General features: G+C 45.3%; 21 protein-coding genes. 14 read left to right on the top strand and 7 right to left on the bottom strand.

Going from position 1 to position 17,232, the window contains the following annotated elements:
- The 3 genes from fni to R7O12_RS07370 all read left to right on the top strand — a co-directional run bounded on the left by fni (window position 1) and on the right by R7O12_RS07370 (window position 2,128).
- Window positions 1–1,020: a type 2 isopentenyl-diphosphate Delta-isomerase gene (gene fni / locus R7O12_RS07380; protein ID WP_025768016.1), complete on the top strand. Its 1,020-nt coding sequence runs from the start codon at window positions 1–3 to the stop codon at window positions 1,018–1,020.
- Window positions 1,021–1,214: 194 nt separating this feature from the next.
- Window positions 1,215–1,478 carry a DUF3012 domain-containing protein gene (locus R7O12_RS07375; RefSeq protein WP_005373992.1) on the top strand — a complete coding sequence of 88 codons (264 nt, stop codon included), beginning with the start codon at window positions 1,215–1,217 and terminating at the stop codon, window positions 1,476–1,478.
- Window positions 1,479–1,729: 251 nt separating this feature from the next.
- The gene (locus R7O12_RS07370; protein WP_005373991.1) at window positions 1,730–2,128 is read left to right on the top strand and encodes a GFA family protein; all 399 of its coding nucleotides are present in this window, start codon (window positions 1,730–1,732) and stop codon (window positions 2,126–2,128) included.
- A gap of 96 nt (window positions 2,129–2,224) precedes the next feature.
- Here R7O12_RS07370 and R7O12_RS07365 read toward each other — a convergent pair whose 3' ends face one another.
- The gene (locus tag R7O12_RS07365; RefSeq protein ID WP_130546452.1) at window positions 2,225–2,575 is read right to left on the bottom strand and encodes a rhodanese-like domain-containing protein; all 351 of its coding nucleotides are present in this window, start codon (window positions 2,573–2,575) and stop codon (window positions 2,225–2,227) included.
- A 267-nt stretch (window positions 2,576–2,842) separates the two neighbouring features.
- Here R7O12_RS07365 and R7O12_RS07360 point away from each other — a divergent pair, with 267 nt between their 5' ends.
- The 3 genes from R7O12_RS07360 to R7O12_RS07350 all read left to right on the top strand — a co-directional run bounded on the left by R7O12_RS07360 (window position 2,843) and on the right by R7O12_RS07350 (window position 5,080).
- Window positions 2,843–3,133 carry a co-chaperone GroES gene (locus R7O12_RS07360; RefSeq protein ID WP_005373989.1) on the top strand — a complete coding sequence of 97 codons (291 nt, stop codon included), beginning with the start codon at window positions 2,843–2,845 and terminating at the stop codon, window positions 3,131–3,133.
- A 33-nt stretch (window positions 3,134–3,166) separates the two neighbouring features.
- Window positions 3,167–4,765 carry a chaperonin GroEL gene (groL, locus tag R7O12_RS07355; protein ID WP_005388702.1) on the top strand — a complete coding sequence of 533 codons (1,599 nt, stop codon included), beginning with the start codon at window positions 3,167–3,169 and terminating at the stop codon, window positions 4,763–4,765.
- 105 nt (window positions 4,766–4,870) lie between these two features.
- Window positions 4,871–5,080 carry a hypothetical protein gene (locus R7O12_RS07350; RefSeq protein WP_005373984.1) on the top strand — a complete coding sequence of 70 codons (210 nt, stop codon included), beginning with the start codon at window positions 4,871–4,873 and terminating at the stop codon, window positions 5,078–5,080.
- Between the two features lie 131 nt (window positions 5,081–5,211).
- Here the strand turns inward: R7O12_RS07350 and R7O12_RS07345 are convergent, their stop codons facing one another.
- Entirely contained in the window at window positions 5,212–5,823 is a 612-nt protein-coding gene (locus tag R7O12_RS07345) for a LysE family translocator (RefSeq protein ID WP_033906294.1), read from the bottom strand.
- Between the two features lie 109 nt (window positions 5,824–5,932).
- On the opposite strand from R7O12_RS07345, the gene R7O12_RS07340 reads away from it, so the two are divergent.
- Entirely contained in the window at window positions 5,933–6,823 is an 891-nt protein-coding gene (locus R7O12_RS07340) for a LysR family transcriptional regulator (protein WP_005388706.1), read from the top strand.
- Between the two features lie 59 nt (window positions 6,824–6,882).
- Entirely contained in the window at window positions 6,883–7,254 is a 372-nt protein-coding gene (locus tag R7O12_RS07335) for a VOC family protein (protein ID WP_005373979.1), read from the top strand.
- 98 nt (window positions 7,255–7,352) lie between these two features.
- On the opposite strand, the gene R7O12_RS07330 is transcribed toward R7O12_RS07335, so the two are convergent.
- Window positions 7,353–7,574, bottom strand: coding sequence for a hypothetical protein (locus tag R7O12_RS07330; RefSeq protein WP_017635120.1), 222 nt, complete (start codon window positions 7,572–7,574; stop codon window positions 7,353–7,355).
- 122 nt (window positions 7,575–7,696) lie between these two features.
- Here R7O12_RS07330 and R7O12_RS07325 point away from each other — a divergent pair, with 122 nt between their 5' ends.
- Window positions 7,697–8,224 carry a TetR/AcrR family transcriptional regulator gene (locus tag R7O12_RS07325; protein ID WP_033906295.1) on the top strand — a complete coding sequence of 176 codons (528 nt, stop codon included), beginning with the start codon at window positions 7,697–7,699 and terminating at the stop codon, window positions 8,222–8,224.
- Window positions 8,225–8,268: 44 nt separating this feature from the next.
- Here R7O12_RS07325 and R7O12_RS07320 read toward each other — a convergent pair whose 3' ends face one another.
- A complete protein-coding gene (locus R7O12_RS07320; RefSeq protein ID WP_318125725.1) occupies window positions 8,269–9,219 on the bottom strand; it encodes a helix-turn-helix domain-containing protein in 951 nt (316 codons plus the stop codon).
- Window positions 9,220–9,403: 184 nt separating this feature from the next.
- Between R7O12_RS07320 and R7O12_RS07315 the strand changes: the two genes are divergently transcribed.
- The 4 genes from R7O12_RS07315 (at window position 9,404) to R7O12_RS07300 (ending at window position 14,351) form a co-directional block, all read left to right on the top strand.
- Window positions 9,404–10,816, top strand: a complete 1,413-nt coding sequence (locus tag R7O12_RS07315; RefSeq protein WP_318125724.1) for an ethanolamine ammonia-lyase subunit EutB — start codon at window positions 9,404–9,406, stop codon at window positions 10,814–10,816.
- On the top strand, window positions 10,809–11,693 hold the full coding sequence (gene eutC, locus R7O12_RS07310; RefSeq protein WP_064354513.1) for an ethanolamine ammonia-lyase subunit EutC: 885 nt from the start codon (window positions 10,809–10,811) through the stop codon (window positions 11,691–11,693). The genes R7O12_RS07315 and eutC overlap by 8 nt, the downstream gene beginning before the upstream one ends.
- A gap of 11 nt (window positions 11,694–11,704) precedes the next feature.
- Entirely contained in the window at window positions 11,705–13,108 is a 1,404-nt protein-coding gene (eat, locus tag R7O12_RS07305) for an ethanolamine permease (RefSeq protein ID WP_318125723.1), read from the top strand.
- Window positions 13,109–13,295: 187 nt separating this feature from the next.
- A complete protein-coding gene (locus R7O12_RS07300) occupies window positions 13,296–14,351 on the top strand; it encodes an NAD(P)H-dependent flavin oxidoreductase (RefSeq protein ID WP_213915996.1) in 1,056 nt (351 codons plus the stop codon).
- Between the two features lie 38 nt (window positions 14,352–14,389).
- On the opposite strand, the gene R7O12_RS07295 is transcribed toward R7O12_RS07300, so the two are convergent.
- The gene (locus R7O12_RS07295; RefSeq protein WP_318125722.1) at window positions 14,390–14,869 is read right to left on the bottom strand and encodes a peptide-methionine (S)-S-oxide reductase; all 480 of its coding nucleotides are present in this window, start codon (window positions 14,867–14,869) and stop codon (window positions 14,390–14,392) included.
- A gap of 217 nt (window positions 14,870–15,086) precedes the next feature.
- Between R7O12_RS07295 and R7O12_RS07290 the strand changes: the two genes are divergently transcribed.
- Window positions 15,087–15,827, top strand: coding sequence for a DNA-binding transcriptional regulator YciT (locus tag R7O12_RS07290; RefSeq protein WP_017635127.1), 741 nt, complete (start codon window positions 15,087–15,089; stop codon window positions 15,825–15,827).
- Here R7O12_RS07290 and R7O12_RS07285 read toward each other — a convergent pair whose 3' ends face one another.
- Window positions 15,828–16,721, bottom strand: coding sequence for a DMT family transporter (locus tag R7O12_RS07285; RefSeq protein WP_005373960.1), 894 nt, complete (start codon window positions 16,719–16,721; stop codon window positions 15,828–15,830).
- Between the two features lie 154 nt (window positions 16,722–16,875).
- Window positions 16,876–17,232, bottom strand: a complete 357-nt coding sequence (locus R7O12_RS07280) for a VOC family protein (RefSeq protein ID WP_225478306.1) — start codon at window positions 17,230–17,232, stop codon at window positions 16,876–16,878.

Below are 17,232 nucleotides of genomic sequence, written 5' to 3'. Positions count from 1 at the left end.
ATGGCTCCGCAAACTAACCGAAAAGATTTACACCTAGATGCTGTTTTACATCATGATATGAGCATGAAGCATAAAACGGCGGGTTTTGAGTCTGTCGAGTTTGAACACTGTGCGCTGCCAGAATGTGACTTTCACGCGATCGATTTATCGACAGAGTTTCTTGGTCATCAATTAGCGCTACCGTTTTTGATTAGCTCGATGACTGGCGGAGCAAAAGACGCAGAAACGATCAATTGTCGTTTGGCTGAAGCCGCAAGTGAATTAGGTATTGCCATGGGTGTGGGCTCGCAACGGATTAGCTTAGAAGAAAGTCAGCATTCGGGCTTGGGTAAAACCATTCGTGAGTTGGCGAAAGAAGTACCGTTGTATTCCAATCTTGGAGCCGCTCAATTGCTCGATAAAGGTAAACTCGATAATGCGCAACGTGCGGTTGAGGCGATTCAAGCCGATGCCTTGTTTGTGCACGTTAATCCAATGCAGGAAGCGTTTCAGAAAAATGGCGACCACAATTGGGTTGGTGTTTTCCAGGCAATTGAGATGCTTAAATCTCGCGTGAAGGTTCCTATCATTATCAAAGAAGTCGGTTTTGGTATTAGCGGACACGTTGCGCAGCGATTAATTGATGCTGGTGTGGATGCAATTGACGTTGCGGGCGCGGGTGGTACAAGCTGGAGTGCGGTTGAAGGGTATTGCCAAGACAATCCGAAAATGCAGCGTGCAGCCGAGCTTTTCCGCGATTGGGGTGTCCCTACAGCAACATGTTTGGCTCAAATCCGCGCACTGCATCCTACATTACCGTTGATCGCCTCGGGAGGTGTTCATAACGGACTTGAAGCGGCGAAAGCCATTCATTTGGGTGCTAATCTCATTGGGCAAGCTGGTGCGGTATTAAAAGCTGCGACGATCAGCACGCAGTCTGTCGTCGAACACTTTGAACAAATGGCATTAGAGCTGCGTTTAGCGTGCTTTGGTACTGGCTCTTCTAAGGTTGGTGAGCTAACGAAAGCGCGCTGCCTATAGCTTTTAGAATGGCGCGCTTTACACAGAGTCGCTCAATAATTTTTCGATGTCTTAACACGTAGACTGATAATTTCGTTATAGTTGATACAAAAGTCACTTCAGCTAGTGACGCCTTTATTCAGACACTTGAATGGGCACGTGTTGAAGAGATTGAGTTTAATTTTACTATTGTTTGCAACTGGAACCTTAAATTTATGAAAAAACTAGTCATGCTGATGTTGGCGGCTTCTGCTTTGACCGCTTGTAGTGATGAAGTGGGCACTGAAGGCTGGTGTAACGACATGCGCGATAAGCCAAAAACAGAATGGACAGCAGACAACGCGGTAGACTTTGCAAAGCATTGTGTTCTGCAAGATGGTGTCGGCAGCGAGCAATGGTGTGAAAACCTGAAAGATAAGCCGAAAGGTGACTGGACTGCAAACGAAGCGACCAGCTTTACTAAACACTGCATTTTTTAAGCACAGCGGAAAGCGCCTTTTCTGAGGCGACATTCTGTGAGGTAAACACCAAGCGTTATTGCTTGGTGTTTTTGTATCTAAAATAGCTCGATTTTTCACGTGTCAGCGCACTTCCCTCTGAATGGAAAGTTTTACATTTTCGTTTCATTTTTGAAAACCTGTATTGCCTGTCTTTAATTTTTCGTATTGCAATGGCATGGTGTCGAGATAGCCATCTAATTCAATTAGATTCATAACAAAAAGGAATTCAAATGGAAGTACTAAAAGGCTCATGTCTGTGCGGCAAGGTAAAGTTGGAAGTGGCAGATGAATTTAAGTACATGGGAAATTGCCATTGCTCTGAATGCCGCAAGTTCACAGGTTCTGACTATTCATCTGCCGGTGGTATTGCGTTGGATAAACTGCTTATTATCCAAGGGAAAGAAGATATTCAAACTTATCAGAAAAGCGAAAATACCATGCTATGCTTTTGTCGCCACTGCGGATCGAGCCTGTATTCGAAAAAGAACAATGGGATCGTCAATATTCGCCTTGGTATCTTGGATGACACACCTTCTCACAAGCCTGATTTCCATATTTTTGTCGCGTCGAAAGCGCCATGGATCGAGATATCGGATAACCTGACTCAATTTGATGCAGGGCCCAGATAGTAGAGTTGTTGTAGATAAGTATTTAGAAACAGAGCGCGTTACGATACATTTGCGATGCGCTCTGTGCTTTTATTTTGTATATTCGAACGGAGACGACTATTTGGCGTCTTGTAGTTCTTCTAAGCCACCTGCATTGTGCAGATTCGTAAAGCCTTGCGATTGTAAGTATTGATACGCTTTGCCAGAGCGGTTACCACTGCGACAGTACAACACGATAGCTTGATCTTTATCGACGTCTTGAAAATGTTTATCAAGTTCAGATAAAGGGAAGTTGACGGCATTATCCAAATGCCCTTCAGAAAATTCTTGCGGCGTGCGCACATCGACAATCATCGCGCCCTTGTCAATCAATTGCCACCCTTGTTCAGCGCGTTCAGAAGCCGACACGTTGGGTGAGAGGAAGCCCACGCATAACGTTGCAAGAAATAGAGATACGGCCTTTTTCATTGTTTGATTATCCTTTTTAAGAGTACGTAACCACTCTAGATTTGATTGAGCACATTTTCCATCATAAAGAGATGCTAAGTGGTTGTGAATACGATAATTCGATAGAAAATTTTATTTAATTTAATAAAAAATTTTTATCAAATTCACCTCTTGAACTCTAATTTTTCGACCTTATTATTTTCATCGAAAGCGAGCTGTCGACTCGCAAATCCATCTTGATGTTTATTTTGTCTTTTATTTTTGGTTCCAAGTAGGAGGCACTTAAAAATGAAAATTCGTCCTTTAAATGACAAGCTAATTGTTGAAAGACAAGAGGTGGAAAATAAATCTGAAGGGGGAATCGTTTTAACTTCTCAGTCGGTGAAAAAATCAAACCGCGGGAAAGTCATTGCTGTTGGTTTAGGTAAACGTCTTGAAAATGGCGAACGCGCTGCGATGGAAGTCAAAGTGGGCGACCAAATCATTTTCAATGACGGTTACGGCGTGAAAACCGAGAAAATTGACGGCGCAGAATACTTAATTCTGTCCGAATCTGATGTGTTAGCAATCGTTGAGTAATTATTTTTGTAGTAGTTTTTTGAGGAGATAACCATGGCTGCAAAAGACGTATTATTTGCTAATGACGCACGTCAAAAAATGCTGAAAGGTGTGAACTTACTGGCGGACGCAGTAAAAGTGACACTAGGCCCGAAAGGCCGCAACGTTGTGCTTGATAAATCTTACGGCGCGCCAACCATCACCAAAGATGGCGTGTCTGTAGCGAAAGAAATCGAACTGAAAGATAAGTTCGAAAACATGGGCGCACAAATGGTGAAACAAGTGGCGTCCAAAGCGAATGATGAAGCGGGGGACGGTACAACGACGGCTACCGTACTGGCGCAATCTTTCATCAATGAAGGTCTTAAAGCGGTAGCCTCTGGCATGAACCCAATGGACCTAAAACGTGGTATCGACAAAGCCACTGAAGCGGCGGTTGAGAAACTACGTGAAATGTCTAAGCCATGCAGCGACAAAGAATCCATTACCCAAGTGGGTAGCATTTCTGCAAACAGCGATCGCGCGATCGGTGAAATCATTGCAGAAGCGATGGAAAAAGTGGGTCGCAATGGCGTGATTACGGTTGAAGAAGGCCAAGGTCTAAACAACGAATTGTCTGTGGTTGAAGGTATGCAATTCGACCGCGGTTACTTGTCGCCATACTTCATCACTAACCAAGAAAATGGCAGCGTCGAGCTAGACAACCCATACATCCTATTGGTGGACAAAAAAGTCAGCAGCATCCGCGAGCTATTGCCTGTACTAGAAGAAGTGGCGAAATCTTCTCGCTCGCTATTGATCATTGCTGAAGACATCGAAGGTGAAGCGTTAGCGACATTGGTTGTGAACAACATGCGCGGCATCGTGCGTGCGACCGCGGTGAAAGCGCCTGGCTTTGGTGACAACCGTAAAGCGATGATGGAAGACATTGCGGTACTAACTGCTGGTACGGTCATCTCTGAAGAAATCGGCCTAGAGCTCGAAAAAGCAACGTTAGAGCAACTAGGTAGTGCGAAGAAAGTGACCATCACCAAAGACACAACAACCATTGTGGGTGGCGCAGCAGAAGCAAGCGCGATTGCTGATCGTGTGGCTTCGATTGAAAAACAAATAGAAACAACCACTTCTCAATACGACAAAGATAAGCTTCAACAACGTGTTGCGAAGCTTTCTGGCGGCGTAGCGGTGATCAAGATCGGCGCTGCAACCGAAGTTGAGATGAAAGAGAAGAAAGACCGCGTGGACGATGCGCTACACGCTACTCGCGCAGCGGTTGAAGAAGGTATTGTTGCTGGTGGTGGTGTTGCCCTAACTAAGATCGCGAAAGAATTGGCGGATCTAAAAGGCGACAATGATGACCAAAACGTGGGTATCCGAGTTGCGTTACGTGCAATGGAAGAGCCTCTTCGTCAAATCGCAACTAACGCAGGTGACGAAGCTTCTGTTGTGGCGAACGCTGTTAAAGCGGGTGATGCCGATTACGGTTACAACGCTGCAACAGGTGAATACGGCAACATGATCGAAATGGGCATCTTGGACCCTGCGAAAGTAACACGCTCAGCGCTTCAATTCGCTGCGTCTGTTGCTGGCTTGATGATCACCACTGAAGCGATGATCACCAACCACGTTGAAGACAAAGAACTTGATATCTAACGTCATTAATCGTTAGTGATTAAGTAAGCGTTAAAACAACAATAACATTGCAAAACCTAAGCGGGCTCGCTTGAGCCCGCTAATCAGTCATTTGAGGTAAGTGTTATGACCCGTTTACCTGCGTTTTCTTTCTCAATATCTGAGCCGGGCGGTAATGAAGCTTCGTCAACGTGGCCGACTGCTATTCACTTCCCCCTCGTTCCAGCTGGGCCAGAGTTTTCGATCGAAAATGCTCTGCCTAAACGTCCGACAGTGACGATATTCACTATCGATCTGTCTCAGTTATTTAAAGGGGACGCTCGGGTCATCCATTAACTGTATCGAAACAGCCAGCGTACGTTGGCTGTCTTTTTCTAATTTAAAGTATTGATAGTGTAGATTTTTATTTGATTACTGCCACTTGTTCAATGATCAATTTGAATTGGGGTAATCGGACCGCAAGCGTACTACACCTTTAAGCCCAGCATCGCGCCGAAAATGATCAATCCCGCCCCACATGCTTGATTGAGTCGATGCTTAATCTTCAACAAGAAAGCTTGTAGCTGGGATGACGTGAATAAAACAGCAACGATAGAAAACCAAATACCATGCAGCGCAATCATATAAATCCCGTAAAAAAAGGCGATGTGTTGCTGACTAGAGTCGGGAGAAATCACTTGGCTAAAAATACTCAGAAAAAACAGCATCGTCTTGGGATTGAGTAAATTACACAGAAATCCCTGCATGAAAAATCGCCACATTGAATACTCGCTCTGTTGAATGGTTTCTGAGTTTGACGCAGGCTGCGAGGAGAATATTCCTTTAATCCCAAGGTAGACAAGATAAGCGGCCCCAAGATAGCGCACGAGATTAAACAACCATTCATTTTGTGAAATTAAGTAACTGATCCCCAGCATGGAGTAAGCGATGTGGATGCTGATCGCCATGCTGATACCAATCGCACTGTATACGCCTGCTTTTCGTCCTTGATTTAAGCTATTTCTTAATACCAAAACAAAGTCTGCGCCAGGGCTAATGACAATAAGCACACCTAATAACGCAAGAGTTACAAATTCCATATCGATTTCCTGTTTGAATGATGAAGTCTGGGATGTAGCGAAATTGTAGGCGTCTTTATTACTGACTATAATCGAAAAACATTCCCATATTGGTGAGAAAAACTCACAGATGCGTCACCTGAAATCTTTTTATGTCTTCCACGTTGCGGCGAGTTCTTCAAGCTACACTGAAGCGGCTGACAAACTGAACATTACCCACGGAGCCGTGAGTAAGCAGATCAAGCAACTTGAGCAATATCTGTCTCAACCTTTGTTCTTCAAAGAGGGCAGGAAAGTCGTGTTGACGGCAGAAGGCGAATTACTCAAGACATACACAGAAACGGCATTCCAAACGCTAGAAACAGGCGTGAATACGCTTATTCAAGAGAAGCATCAGCATCTTGAAGTGTCTTGTGAACCGACATTAACCATGCGCTGGTTGATGCCAAGGTTGGCCGCGTTTAATGATGAACACCGTGCTGATGTTCGTTTGTCGACGGCTGGTGGCCCGGTAACATTAGGATCAACTGGGCTTTCGATGGCGATTCGTCGAGACGATTTTGCGCAGCATCACGATTACGACAAAACCATTCTTGTGGAAGAGTGGGTGGGGCCGGTATTTTCTCCTGAGTATTGGCAATCCATTAAAGACAATTTGAAAGCAGCTCGATTGTTGAATAGCCAAACCAGACCGAATGCTTGGGCGGATTGGCAGCAATCAACACGTTGTGAAACTTTCAACGGCAACACTCAGCAATCATTCGCGCATTTTTATTTTTGCATACAAGCCGCAGTGGATGGCTTAGGCGTCGCAATGGGATCGTATCCTTTTGTCATGGACGATATTAAGCGTGGTAATTTGGTCGCACCATTTGGGTTTTCTCCATCAAGTTGCAATTACGTTTTATTGAGTCAAGATAAAAAGCGTACAGAACTCGAACATAAATTTATCACGTGGTTACAAACGCAAATGGCAGAGTGTGTGCCACTGTCATCACAGCAGATCACGCAAGGCGAATAGAAGGCATAGAGCGAGATTACGTCAGTCAGTTTTATGGAAAAAGGCTTAGGAAATTGGAAATGGAAAACCTCAATATTGTTGAAATCAAATCATTTGTTCCGGCGAAAGATTACGCGCTATCAAAACGCTTTTATGAGGCGATTGGCTTTGAAATGGCGTCGGACTTCGGTGATGTAGCATACTTCTCTCAAGGTAGCTGCGCGTTTCTTTTACAGAATTTTTATGAGCCAGAACACGGCAATAACTTCATGATGCACTTGCTCGTAGAAGACGCAGAAAGTTGGCATCAGCACTTATCCAAAGTGGGTCATGAGGAATTTGGTTCGCGTTTGACAGAGCTAGTCGAGCAACCTTGGGGCATGCGCGAATGTTGTTTGTTTGACCCTAGTGGCGTTTTATGGCGAATTGGCCAGAACATGAATACTGACTAAAGCCAGTCTTATTTTCACCGCATCTACGCGCAGGTATTGAGATCTCGATATCTGCGCGTTTTCTTTTTTACTTAGCCTTGCCAACGTTTGTAGCGCACTCACGCCTTTTTCGAGGTGGTGTGCGATGGGCTAACGCCAAAAAACTCCTCAAGCAGCATGGCTTTGAGTTCCGCTCTGACTTCTGCGCCACCGATTAACGCCAAAAGTGCGAGTCCTCCTGGAATAAGGATGACCATTAATATCGGTCTTAAAATATACGAAAAGCAGAAGATGGTCGGGAAGAAAATCAATCCTTGGCCTAGTTTGTTTAATACGTACATGAGCGATTCCTTTTGTTTTTATATAAAATGAGCATGCTCAATTTTATAAATGAGCGCGCTCAATTTGTCAATCTCAACCACGCAAGGTATGATCCTTTCAGGCTCATTAAGCAGACACATCAATGACGAAGCGACAACAAACCAGAGATAAAATTCTAAAAGCCGCATGGGCATCTTTTGCTCAAAATGGCTATGACATGACGACCACAAGGCAGATAGCGAGAGAAGCAGGAGTAGCCGATGGTACAGTGTTTAGCCATTTCCCGACTAAACTGTCGATTTTGCGCGAAGGGATGCTGGCGCAACTGCAACAGATCAGCCAAGAAACGCTAGTCAGTGTGGAAGGTAAAACCGATATCGACATTGGTTTGGCGCTGACGGAGAAATACTATCGCTACTATTTTGCGAACGTTGAGCTGAGCCGAGCTTTGTTGAAAGAAGTGATTTGGGATTTGGATTATTATCAGTCGTTTAACCAAGCTTTGTTTCAATCTGTAAACGGAAGCTCCGTCCTTGAGGGAAAAATACCGCTGATTTTTGACTGCTATTTTATGACGTTAATCTCGCACTTGAGCCGTGCAGAACCGGATGTTGAAGCGGCACTTGAAGAGTTTCATGCTAAGTTTCAGCAAATCATTGCGACTGCATAACATGGCCCCAACGCAGGATCTGAAAGAATATACTGCCTGTCATCTTATTTGCTGGACTCCCATTTTCTCGTTTCAGTTGGTGTCTCACCAAATAGCCGCTTGTAGCTTTGACTGAACTGCCCGAGATGGAAAAAACCAAAGTCAAAAGCGATTTCTGCAATTGTTCGATTATCTTCAGGGCTTTGTAGCACTCTACGTACTTGATTCAGGCGCATTCGATGTATGAACTGCTTTGGGGAAGTATTACAGCAATGTTCAAAGGTGTACTGTAGTGTGCGACGACTGACGTGTACTGCATCACACAGTTCACTGACGGTTATCGGTGTACGGTAGTCTAGATCCTGTAGCTGTTGTTTTATACGGTGCATCACGTGTTGACGATGAGAGATTGATATCGGATGGCTCGTGTGCAGTGAACTGAGTGAGAACAGCTCCAGCACAATATCTTTTAAGATTGCTTGATGTGTGGTTTCAGACCATCTTGGTTCGGCGGAACCAAGTAACATGCCTAAGTAGTATTTAAGTTGTTGAATGTGTTTTTCCGTCAAACCCGTTAAGTGTAATGTGTTGTTTTGGATACTCCCAAGCTCAAGTTGATTTTCTATGATGTGAACGAAGTTTTTGTCGAGCACTATTCCATAGATAGAAAACTGCTCCGGTGTCATTAACTCAAAATCAGCGCCACCTTGCCTAAGCAAAAGTTGGCTTGAATTAAACTGACTGTGATTTAGGTGTAGCGGCTTATTTTCCGCACTCAAACCCAACCAAATACCTCCCTCTTCAACCCTGCATTGCTGTCTTAGCGAGCGGTTACTGTCTTCACGAAATACATGGAAATTGGGAAATCGTCGTTCTCGAATTTGACCTAAAAATCGACCATCGCTGAGTTGGTCATATTCCTGTTGCCAGTTTATCAGAGTCGCAGCTTGTTGGTTTGCATCCTTAGTGTGATGGATGCACAGCATTGGTGCAGTTTGGGGCATTTGGTTACTCATCCTTGTGATGCTCATTCCTTTTTTGTGAGTCATGTTGGAGCAGTATTTACATAACTCATTGTTTATTATTGGTTTATAAATGTTGCCAGTTTTTGATAACGCTACGGAACACATTTGGCAATACTTTCTTAAAGCTTATTGATAGTTCAGCAAAAAGCGAACCAAATAGTGAAGAGGAAGAGCAATGACGGCAACTTATCGTCGGCAACAAGGAAGTAAAGTCTATACCTTTAAGTCATTAGCTGACTTGATGGCGAAAGCGACACCGGAGCGCTCAGGCGATGCGTTAGCCGGGGTTTGTGCTCAGTCAGCGGCAGAACGTGTAGTCGCACAAATGGCGCTGTCTGAGTTACCACTTAAAACGTTTCTTAACGAGGCGGTTATTCCATACGAAAGCGACGATATCACTTGTCTAATTATCGATACGCATGACCTTGAAGCCTTTAAGCCGATTGAGCACTTGACGGTCGGAGATTTTCGAAATTGGCTGCTGAGTGAAGAAGCCGATGGTGAAACGTTGGCTAAAATTCGTCAAGGTTTAACACCAGAAATGGTGGCCGCAGTCAGTAAGATTATGCGCAACCAGGATTTGATTCTCGTTGCTAAAAAATGCCAAGTTGTCACGGCTTTTCGGAATACGATTGGTTTGCCGAGTCGCCTGTCTACTCGCTTACAGCCGAATCATCCCACTGATTCTCTCAACGGTATCGCAGCGACCATTTTTGATGGTCTGATGTACGGAAATGGCGACGCGGTTATCGGTATCAATCCGGCAACAGATAATGTGCCTCAAGCTATCAAGTTAATGAACTTAATGGATGGGGTGATTCAACACTATCAAATACCGACTCAGTCTTGTGTGTTAACTCATGTAACGAACACGATCGAAGCCATTGAAATGGGTGCACCAGTCGATCTCGTTTTTCAGTCGATAGGTGGCACGCAAGGGACGAATGATACCTTCGGAATCGACTTGTCGATTTTGAAAGAGGCCCATGAAGCCGCGTTGTCTTTGAATCGAGGTAGCGTAGGAAACAATGTGATGTATTTTGAAACCGGACAAGGTACCGCGCTGTCTGCGAATGCATTTCATGGGGTCGATCAACAGACTTGTGAAGCCCGTGCTTATGCTGTCGCGAAACAGTTCGATCCTTTGTTGGTTAATACAGTTGTTGGGTTTATTGGCCCTGAGTATCTGTTTGATGGCAAACAGATCATTCGTGCTGGGCTTGAAGATCATTTCTGTGGGAAGTTGCTTGGTTTACCTATGGGTTGCGATATCTGTTACACCAATCATGCCTATGCCGATCAGAATGACATGGATAACTTGCTGACACTATTAGGTGTGGCCGAGTGCTCGTTCATCATGGGTATTCCAGGGTCTGATGACATCATGCTCAACTATCAAACTACCTCATTTCACGATGCCCTTTACGCAAGAAAAGTACTCGGTTTGAAGCCAGCACCAGAGTTTGAACAATGGTTAATGGAGATGCAGATTTTCGAGAGCGTGCAAGACGTTCGGTTAAGTGAGCAAATCTCTCGCTCGTTTTCGGGAGCAATTAACCAAGTGAATAAGGGGTATTCTCATGGGTAAAGTAATCACCATTGCTCAGTCCCCACAAGATGAGTCTGAAGTTGTCACACATAACCCTTGGGGCAAGTTACGCGACTTCACCTCTGCTCGGATCGCTCTGGGTCGCAGCGGGAACAGTGTACCAACCAACGAGTTACTCTCATTTCAGCTGGATCACGCCCAAGCTATGGATGCAGTGCATTGCAGTTTGAATGTTGACTCTCTCGTTGCTGGTTTATCGGACTCTTACTCGATTCTTGAAAATACCTTAGAACCTCCTGTCATAGTTAGCAGTCAAGTGAGTGACCGGCTTATGTACCTGCAAAGGCCCGATTTAGGAAGGCTGCTTGATGAATCTTCTTGGCAAACGCTCAACTCGATAGCAAATGAACATAACACTGACATTGATCTTGCGATTGTTATTGCTGATGGACTTTCTTCCGTCGCAATTCAAAACCATGCCGTGCCTGTTGTTACTCGATTGATTTCTCTTTTAAGCGCTGGTGATGAACATCAATGGAAATTCGCACCTATCACAATCGTAAAGCAAGGAAGAGTAGCGGTAGGGGATGATGTTGGTGAATGTTTTAACGCCAAGGCCGTGCTGGTTTTAATTGGAGAGAGACCCGGTCTAACTTCTCCGGATAGCATGGGTATGTATCTCACTTGGGGGGCTAAACGAGGCTCTAAAGATTCCCAAAGAAACTGCATTTCCAATGTGCGCCCTCAGGGGCTCAACTATGACGATGCCTGTGAACGCGCATTTTACTTGCTCAAGGAAGCTCGAAAATTACAACTGTCAGGAGTGAATCTGAAAGATCGCTCAGATATCAATGAGCCAAGTGGCGCAAGCGTTGAAGATAAACACAGCGACAACTTTTTAATTTCATCAAAGTAGAAGGATTTACTATGTCTAAACATCAGGAGTACTTGGCCAAAAGGCAGCTAAAAAGAGGCTCCGCAGGTTGGATTTTACTTGCTGGCTTAGGTGTCTCGTATGTTATATCTGGTGACTTCGCCGGTTGGAACTTTGGCATCGCTCAAGCAGGATGGGGAGGCTTTCTTATTGCTGCTATCGCGATGGCAGTAATGTATTTCACGCTAGTATTGTCTTTAGCTGAAATGTCTGCGGCTATTCCTGCTGCGGGTGGTGGTTACAGCTTCGCAAGACAGGCGATGGGGCCGACAGGCGGCTTTTTCACTGGCTTATCAGTTTTGATTGAATATGCGCTCGCGCCTGCTGCGATAGTGATTTTTATTGGCTCAGCCGTGAATGAATTGGTTGGTATCGATGGCCCTGTTGTTTACGCACTTTTCTACGCCGTCTTTATCGCTATTCATATGGCAGGTGTTGGCGAAGCTCTCAAAGTGATGATGGTCATCAGCGGTTTGGCTGTGCTAGCTATTCTCATTACTGCTGCTGTGCTTATTGGTCACTTTGATGTTAATAACTTATTCGATATTGCTCCGGCGACGGCTCAGGCAACAGAAATCTTGCCGTTTGGGTGGTATGGCGTATGGGCTGCGTTGCCATTTGCAATGTGGTTGTTTCTTGCGGTTGAAGGTGTGCCTTTAGCGGCAGAGGAGGCAAAAAATCCGGCAAAAGATGTTCCCAAAGGCATCATTGGTGCGATGCTGTTTTTATTGCTAACCGCAACTCTCGTAGTCGTCCTTTTGGCTGGTGCGGTTGGCTCAAAGGTCATAGGCGATAGCGCGGTGCCATTAGTTGACGCCCTAAAGCTTACGGGCAATTCAACGGTAGCAATGGCCGTGAACTTACTTGGATTGGCTGGCCTTATCGCTTCTTTCTTTTCAATCATTTATGGTTACAGTCGCTTGGTGTTTGCGCTTTCCCGCGCGGGTTATTTACCGCAAACTTTGTCATTAACCAGTGACAAAAAAGTGCCTTCTCGTGCGCTTTTGGTTCCGGGCGTTTTTGGGTTCTTGGTTTCACTTACGGGTGAGGGGGACTTAATCTTGGCGATGGCTGTTGTCGGTGCGACTGTATCGTACGCATTAATGTCCTTGAGCCATATTTTATTGCGAATTAAACAGCCGGAATTAACTCGTCCATATAAAACGCCTGGTGGGATAATTACTTCGAGTATTTCTCTGGTGCTTTCTTTGATCGCAATGACAGGTGTTTATGCTTTTGATCCCTCAGCCTTTTTCATGACAATGGGATTGTTTCTTATCGGTGGTGTTTATTATGGGTTATACAGCCGCAACAAACTGGTGGCAGCAACCGCCGAGGAAGAGTTTGCCATGCTGTCTGTAGCAGAGCTAGAGCTTGAATCAGATGTCGTACGATAGTCACTTTGATTCTTGTTATTCAGCATATTAAGGGAGCCATAGGCTCCCTTTGTCATTTCTATCAAAAGTGCATAGCGCACAAATGCATCACTTTAACTTTATAAGTGGTTAATCATGTGAAAGTCTAGTCTGGATAACGATGGCGCAGATCCATCACAGGTAAAGGTTAAGTTTTCAAGGAAAGGTCATGATAAATAAGGTATTTAATACACTTTTGGGAACAGAGTTACCGATTATTCAAGCGCCAATGGCCGGTGTGCAAGACAGCCAAATGACCATAGCCGTCAGTAATGTTGGCGGGCTTGGCTCGTTACCTTGTGGAATGCTGAACAAAGACGCCATCGTAAAAGAACTTCAACTTATCAAGCAGGCAACTAACCGACCGTTTAACCTCAATTTCTTTTGCCATGAAATGCCGGAGTATGACGCCAACAAGCACGAAAAGTGGCAAAAAACGCTGCAACCGTATTTTTCCGAGGTTGATGCAACCGTTCAGGCTCAGCCAAACGCTCCGACAAGGATGCCTTTCAATCATGATATTGCTGACGCGATTGAACCATTTGCACCGCCAGTGATCAGTTTCCACTTTGGTTTGCCAGACGATGATCTGTTAGCTCGAATTAGAGGGTGGGGAGGGAAGATCCTTTCGTCAGCGACCACGGTGGACGAAGCACTTTGGCTAGAAGCAAAAGGCGTTGACGGTATTATCGCCCAAGGCTTGGAGGCTGGTGGACACCGAGGTATGTTTTTATCGGATGATTTAACTACTCAATTAAGTTTGATGGCGTTATTACCACAAATCGCCAAACGGGTGAATTTGCCTGTTATTGCTGCAGGCGGAATCGCTGATAGAAGTGGGGTGGAAGCCGCGTTGAGATTAGGAGCTAGTGCCGTTCAAGTTGGCAGCGCCTATTTGTTGTGTGATGAGGCGAAAACATCGTCTTTACATCGATATGCCATTGCCAGTGAACGCGCGCAACATACCGCTGTGACCAATGTTTTCTCGGGCCGACCAGCGAGAGGCATTGTGAATCGCGCGATGTCGGAGCTAGGCTACATCAGTGAGTTTGCGCCGAAATTCCCATACGCCTCCATTGAAATGGCTCAACTAAGAGCGATTATGGAAAAGCAAAACCGAGATGAATTCACACCGTTGTGGTGCGGACAAAACTCGTCGGGTTGTAAGGAAATATCGGCGGCAGAAATGACATTGTCATTAGTGGACGGCATCGATTTAAACTGATATGCATCTTGCCTTTTAAAGCGATGCTGACTGAATGGTTACGAGTTATCCCTGTATTTATGTAGTAAATCTAATGGGATGTGGCAGTAATCATTCGGAAAGTTTGTGAGTCTGTCTTGGTGCTCATCATCACTTGGCACATAATTTGTGAGTGGCAGTACTTCTACGGCGATCTTGTCGGCGTCCGGTCGTACTGCGATAAACGCTTTCGCCATGGTGAGATGTTGTTCGTTTTGGCTATAAACACCAGTACGGTACTTCTCACCTACGTCTTCACCTTGCTTGTCAACGCTGTAAGGGTCGATTATCTCAAACAAATACCCCATTAAAGTTTCAACCGAAACTTGCTCAGGGTCGAACTGGGTTTTCACGCACTCTGCGTAGCCATCGTATTCGGATTGAGTGTTATCCGTTGTGCCATTTGCTCGCCCGGCTTCTGTGTTGATTACGCCCGGAAGGTGGCGCATAAATTCTTGCACGCCCCAAAGGCAACCGCCTGCGAAGTAAATTTCTTCCATTACTTTTATCCTAGTCTTTACCGTTGTTGGGATGTAGGGAGTTAACCCCTCTTCTTCCATCCCATTTTCGTTGCCCTATTATCTGTTGATGGGAGCGATATTCGCAAGGTACAGCTTGGCTAATCAGACCACGCGTTTTTTCCTTTTTACTTTCAAGTTCTTTTCATATGAAACATCAGGTGAGTATACTGTAAGCTCATCAATAAGGAGCGAACCTGTGAACCCAAGACAAAATGAAATTCTGCAATTAGTGAACGACCGTAAACGCGTTCAAGTCACGGAGCTTTCTGACATCATTGGCGTGTCGGGTGTGACCATCAGACAGGATTTGAACTTTCTGGAGCAACAGGGCTACCTAAAGCGCGTTCACGGCGCAGCTACCGCGTTGCAAAGTGATGACATTGATGCCCGCCTAGAAGTACGTTTCGATATTAAACAATCGCTCGCAAACCAAGCTGCGGATTTGGTCGCACCGAATGAGACAGTGCTGATTGAAGGAGGCAGTGCCAATGCGTTGTTGGCTCGGACATTGGCTGAGCGCGGCGATGTGACCATCATTACGCCATCGGCGTATATCGCCCATCTCATCCGTAACACTTCTGCCAACATTATCTTGCTTGGTGGCGTGTATCAGCACCAAGGCGAGAGCTTGGTCGGACCGCTGACTAAGTTGTGTATTGAGAACATTCATTTCAGCACGGCCTTCTTGGGTATTGACGGCTTCCATCAAGACACTGGCTTTACTAGCCGCGACATGATGCGTGCTGAGATCGCAGAAACCATCATTGCGAAAAAAAGGCGCAATATTGTTCTAACGGATTCTAGTAAATTTGGGCAAATTTATCCCTCATCAATTGGTAAGACTGACGAAATATCAGTGCTGCTGACTGACAAAGCCGCTCCGAAAAGCGACCTTGAACAAATCAAAAAGCGAGGTGTGGAAGTTATATTAGGCTGATTAAGCCACGCTTCGTTTTCGCTTCGCGAGCATTGCTGTTGGGGAGAAACCGGTGACTAGCATAGTGCCGCTAAGCACTAGAATTGTTCCTATGATGGTGTTAGAGCCGACGGGCTCATCTAGCACCAAGTAGCCCCATAAGATACCAAAAACAGGAACAAGAAAAGTGACAGTCAGTGCTGACGCTGGGCCGATATCAGAAACTAAGCGGAAATAGAGCAAATAAGCGAACCCTGTGCATACAACGCCGAGCGTGACAACAGAGCTCCATTCGAAATGACTTGGTTCTGCACGCATTGGTAAGAATGGTAGCAGCGGCAGTACCCAAATAACCGCCGCCCACATGCTGCCGTGAGCATTGTCAAAAGCAGGTACTTGTGGCGCATTTTTAGTGTAGTTGGTAGCAATGCCATAGCTGAAAGAAGCCATCAAACTGGCGGCAATAGGGAGCATGGCTTCTTCACCTATGGTTGAAGTATCTAAGCCGACCAAGACTGCAACGCCTCCAATGCCTATTAGCATACCGAGAACAGATTTCGCTGTGAGTGGGCTGCGGTACCAAACAAAGCCAACTAGTGCTCCCCATATTGGGGCGGTTGAGTTCAATATTGCTAAAGTTGATGCATTCAGTGTCTGGGCTGCGTACGCAAAGAGTAAAAATGGAACTGCGCTATTGAATAAGCCAATAATAAAGAAGTGTTTAGTATGCGCAGTTAACGTGAGTTTCTTTTTCAAATATACGGCGATCAATAACAAAGCGACGGCGGCAAATGTAACTCGAAATTCGATTAAGTAAGCCGGCCCGAATGTGTTGGCGGCGACTCGCATAAACAGAAACGAGCCACCCCAAATAGCAGCGAGGCAGAGTAAGCGAAAAAAACTGACGGCAGTCATTTGACATCCTTGGTCGAGGTCTAGCGCCTCATCGATTAATTGTTGCGCTAACAGTGAATTAAACCAAGGATGAGGTCAACCAGAAATGTAATGCCAGTTCCGGATCTGGCTAGCTTGGGCTCACGTTGATGGTGTGTTGTTGATTTGTGATGACTTAATGGCTCTCTGACCATACTGCGAATTCATTTCCACTCGGTTCAGTGAAGTGGAATCGACAGCCGCCGGGGAATTCGAAAATAGGGCGGATAATTTTTCCACCATGCTGCTCTACTTTTGTCTGAGTGGCCTGAATGTCTGAGCTATAAAATACTAAAAGTGCGCCACCATTTGCGGTTTGGTTTATAAACTCAGATTTGAAGAATCCGCCATCCAACCCTTGTCCTGAAAATGCAGAATATTCTGGACCATAATCGGTAAAGATCCAGTCAAAAGCACGCTCAAAAAATTGTTTGGTCGCACTGACATTAGTGGAACCAAATTCAACGTAATTCAATTTTTCATGTTGATGCAT

Source organism: Vibrio sp. Vb1574, from assembly GCF_033338675.1.
The sequence above is the reverse complement of the archived record's forward strand: the minus strand, read 5'-3'. Positions and strand labels throughout refer to the sequence as shown.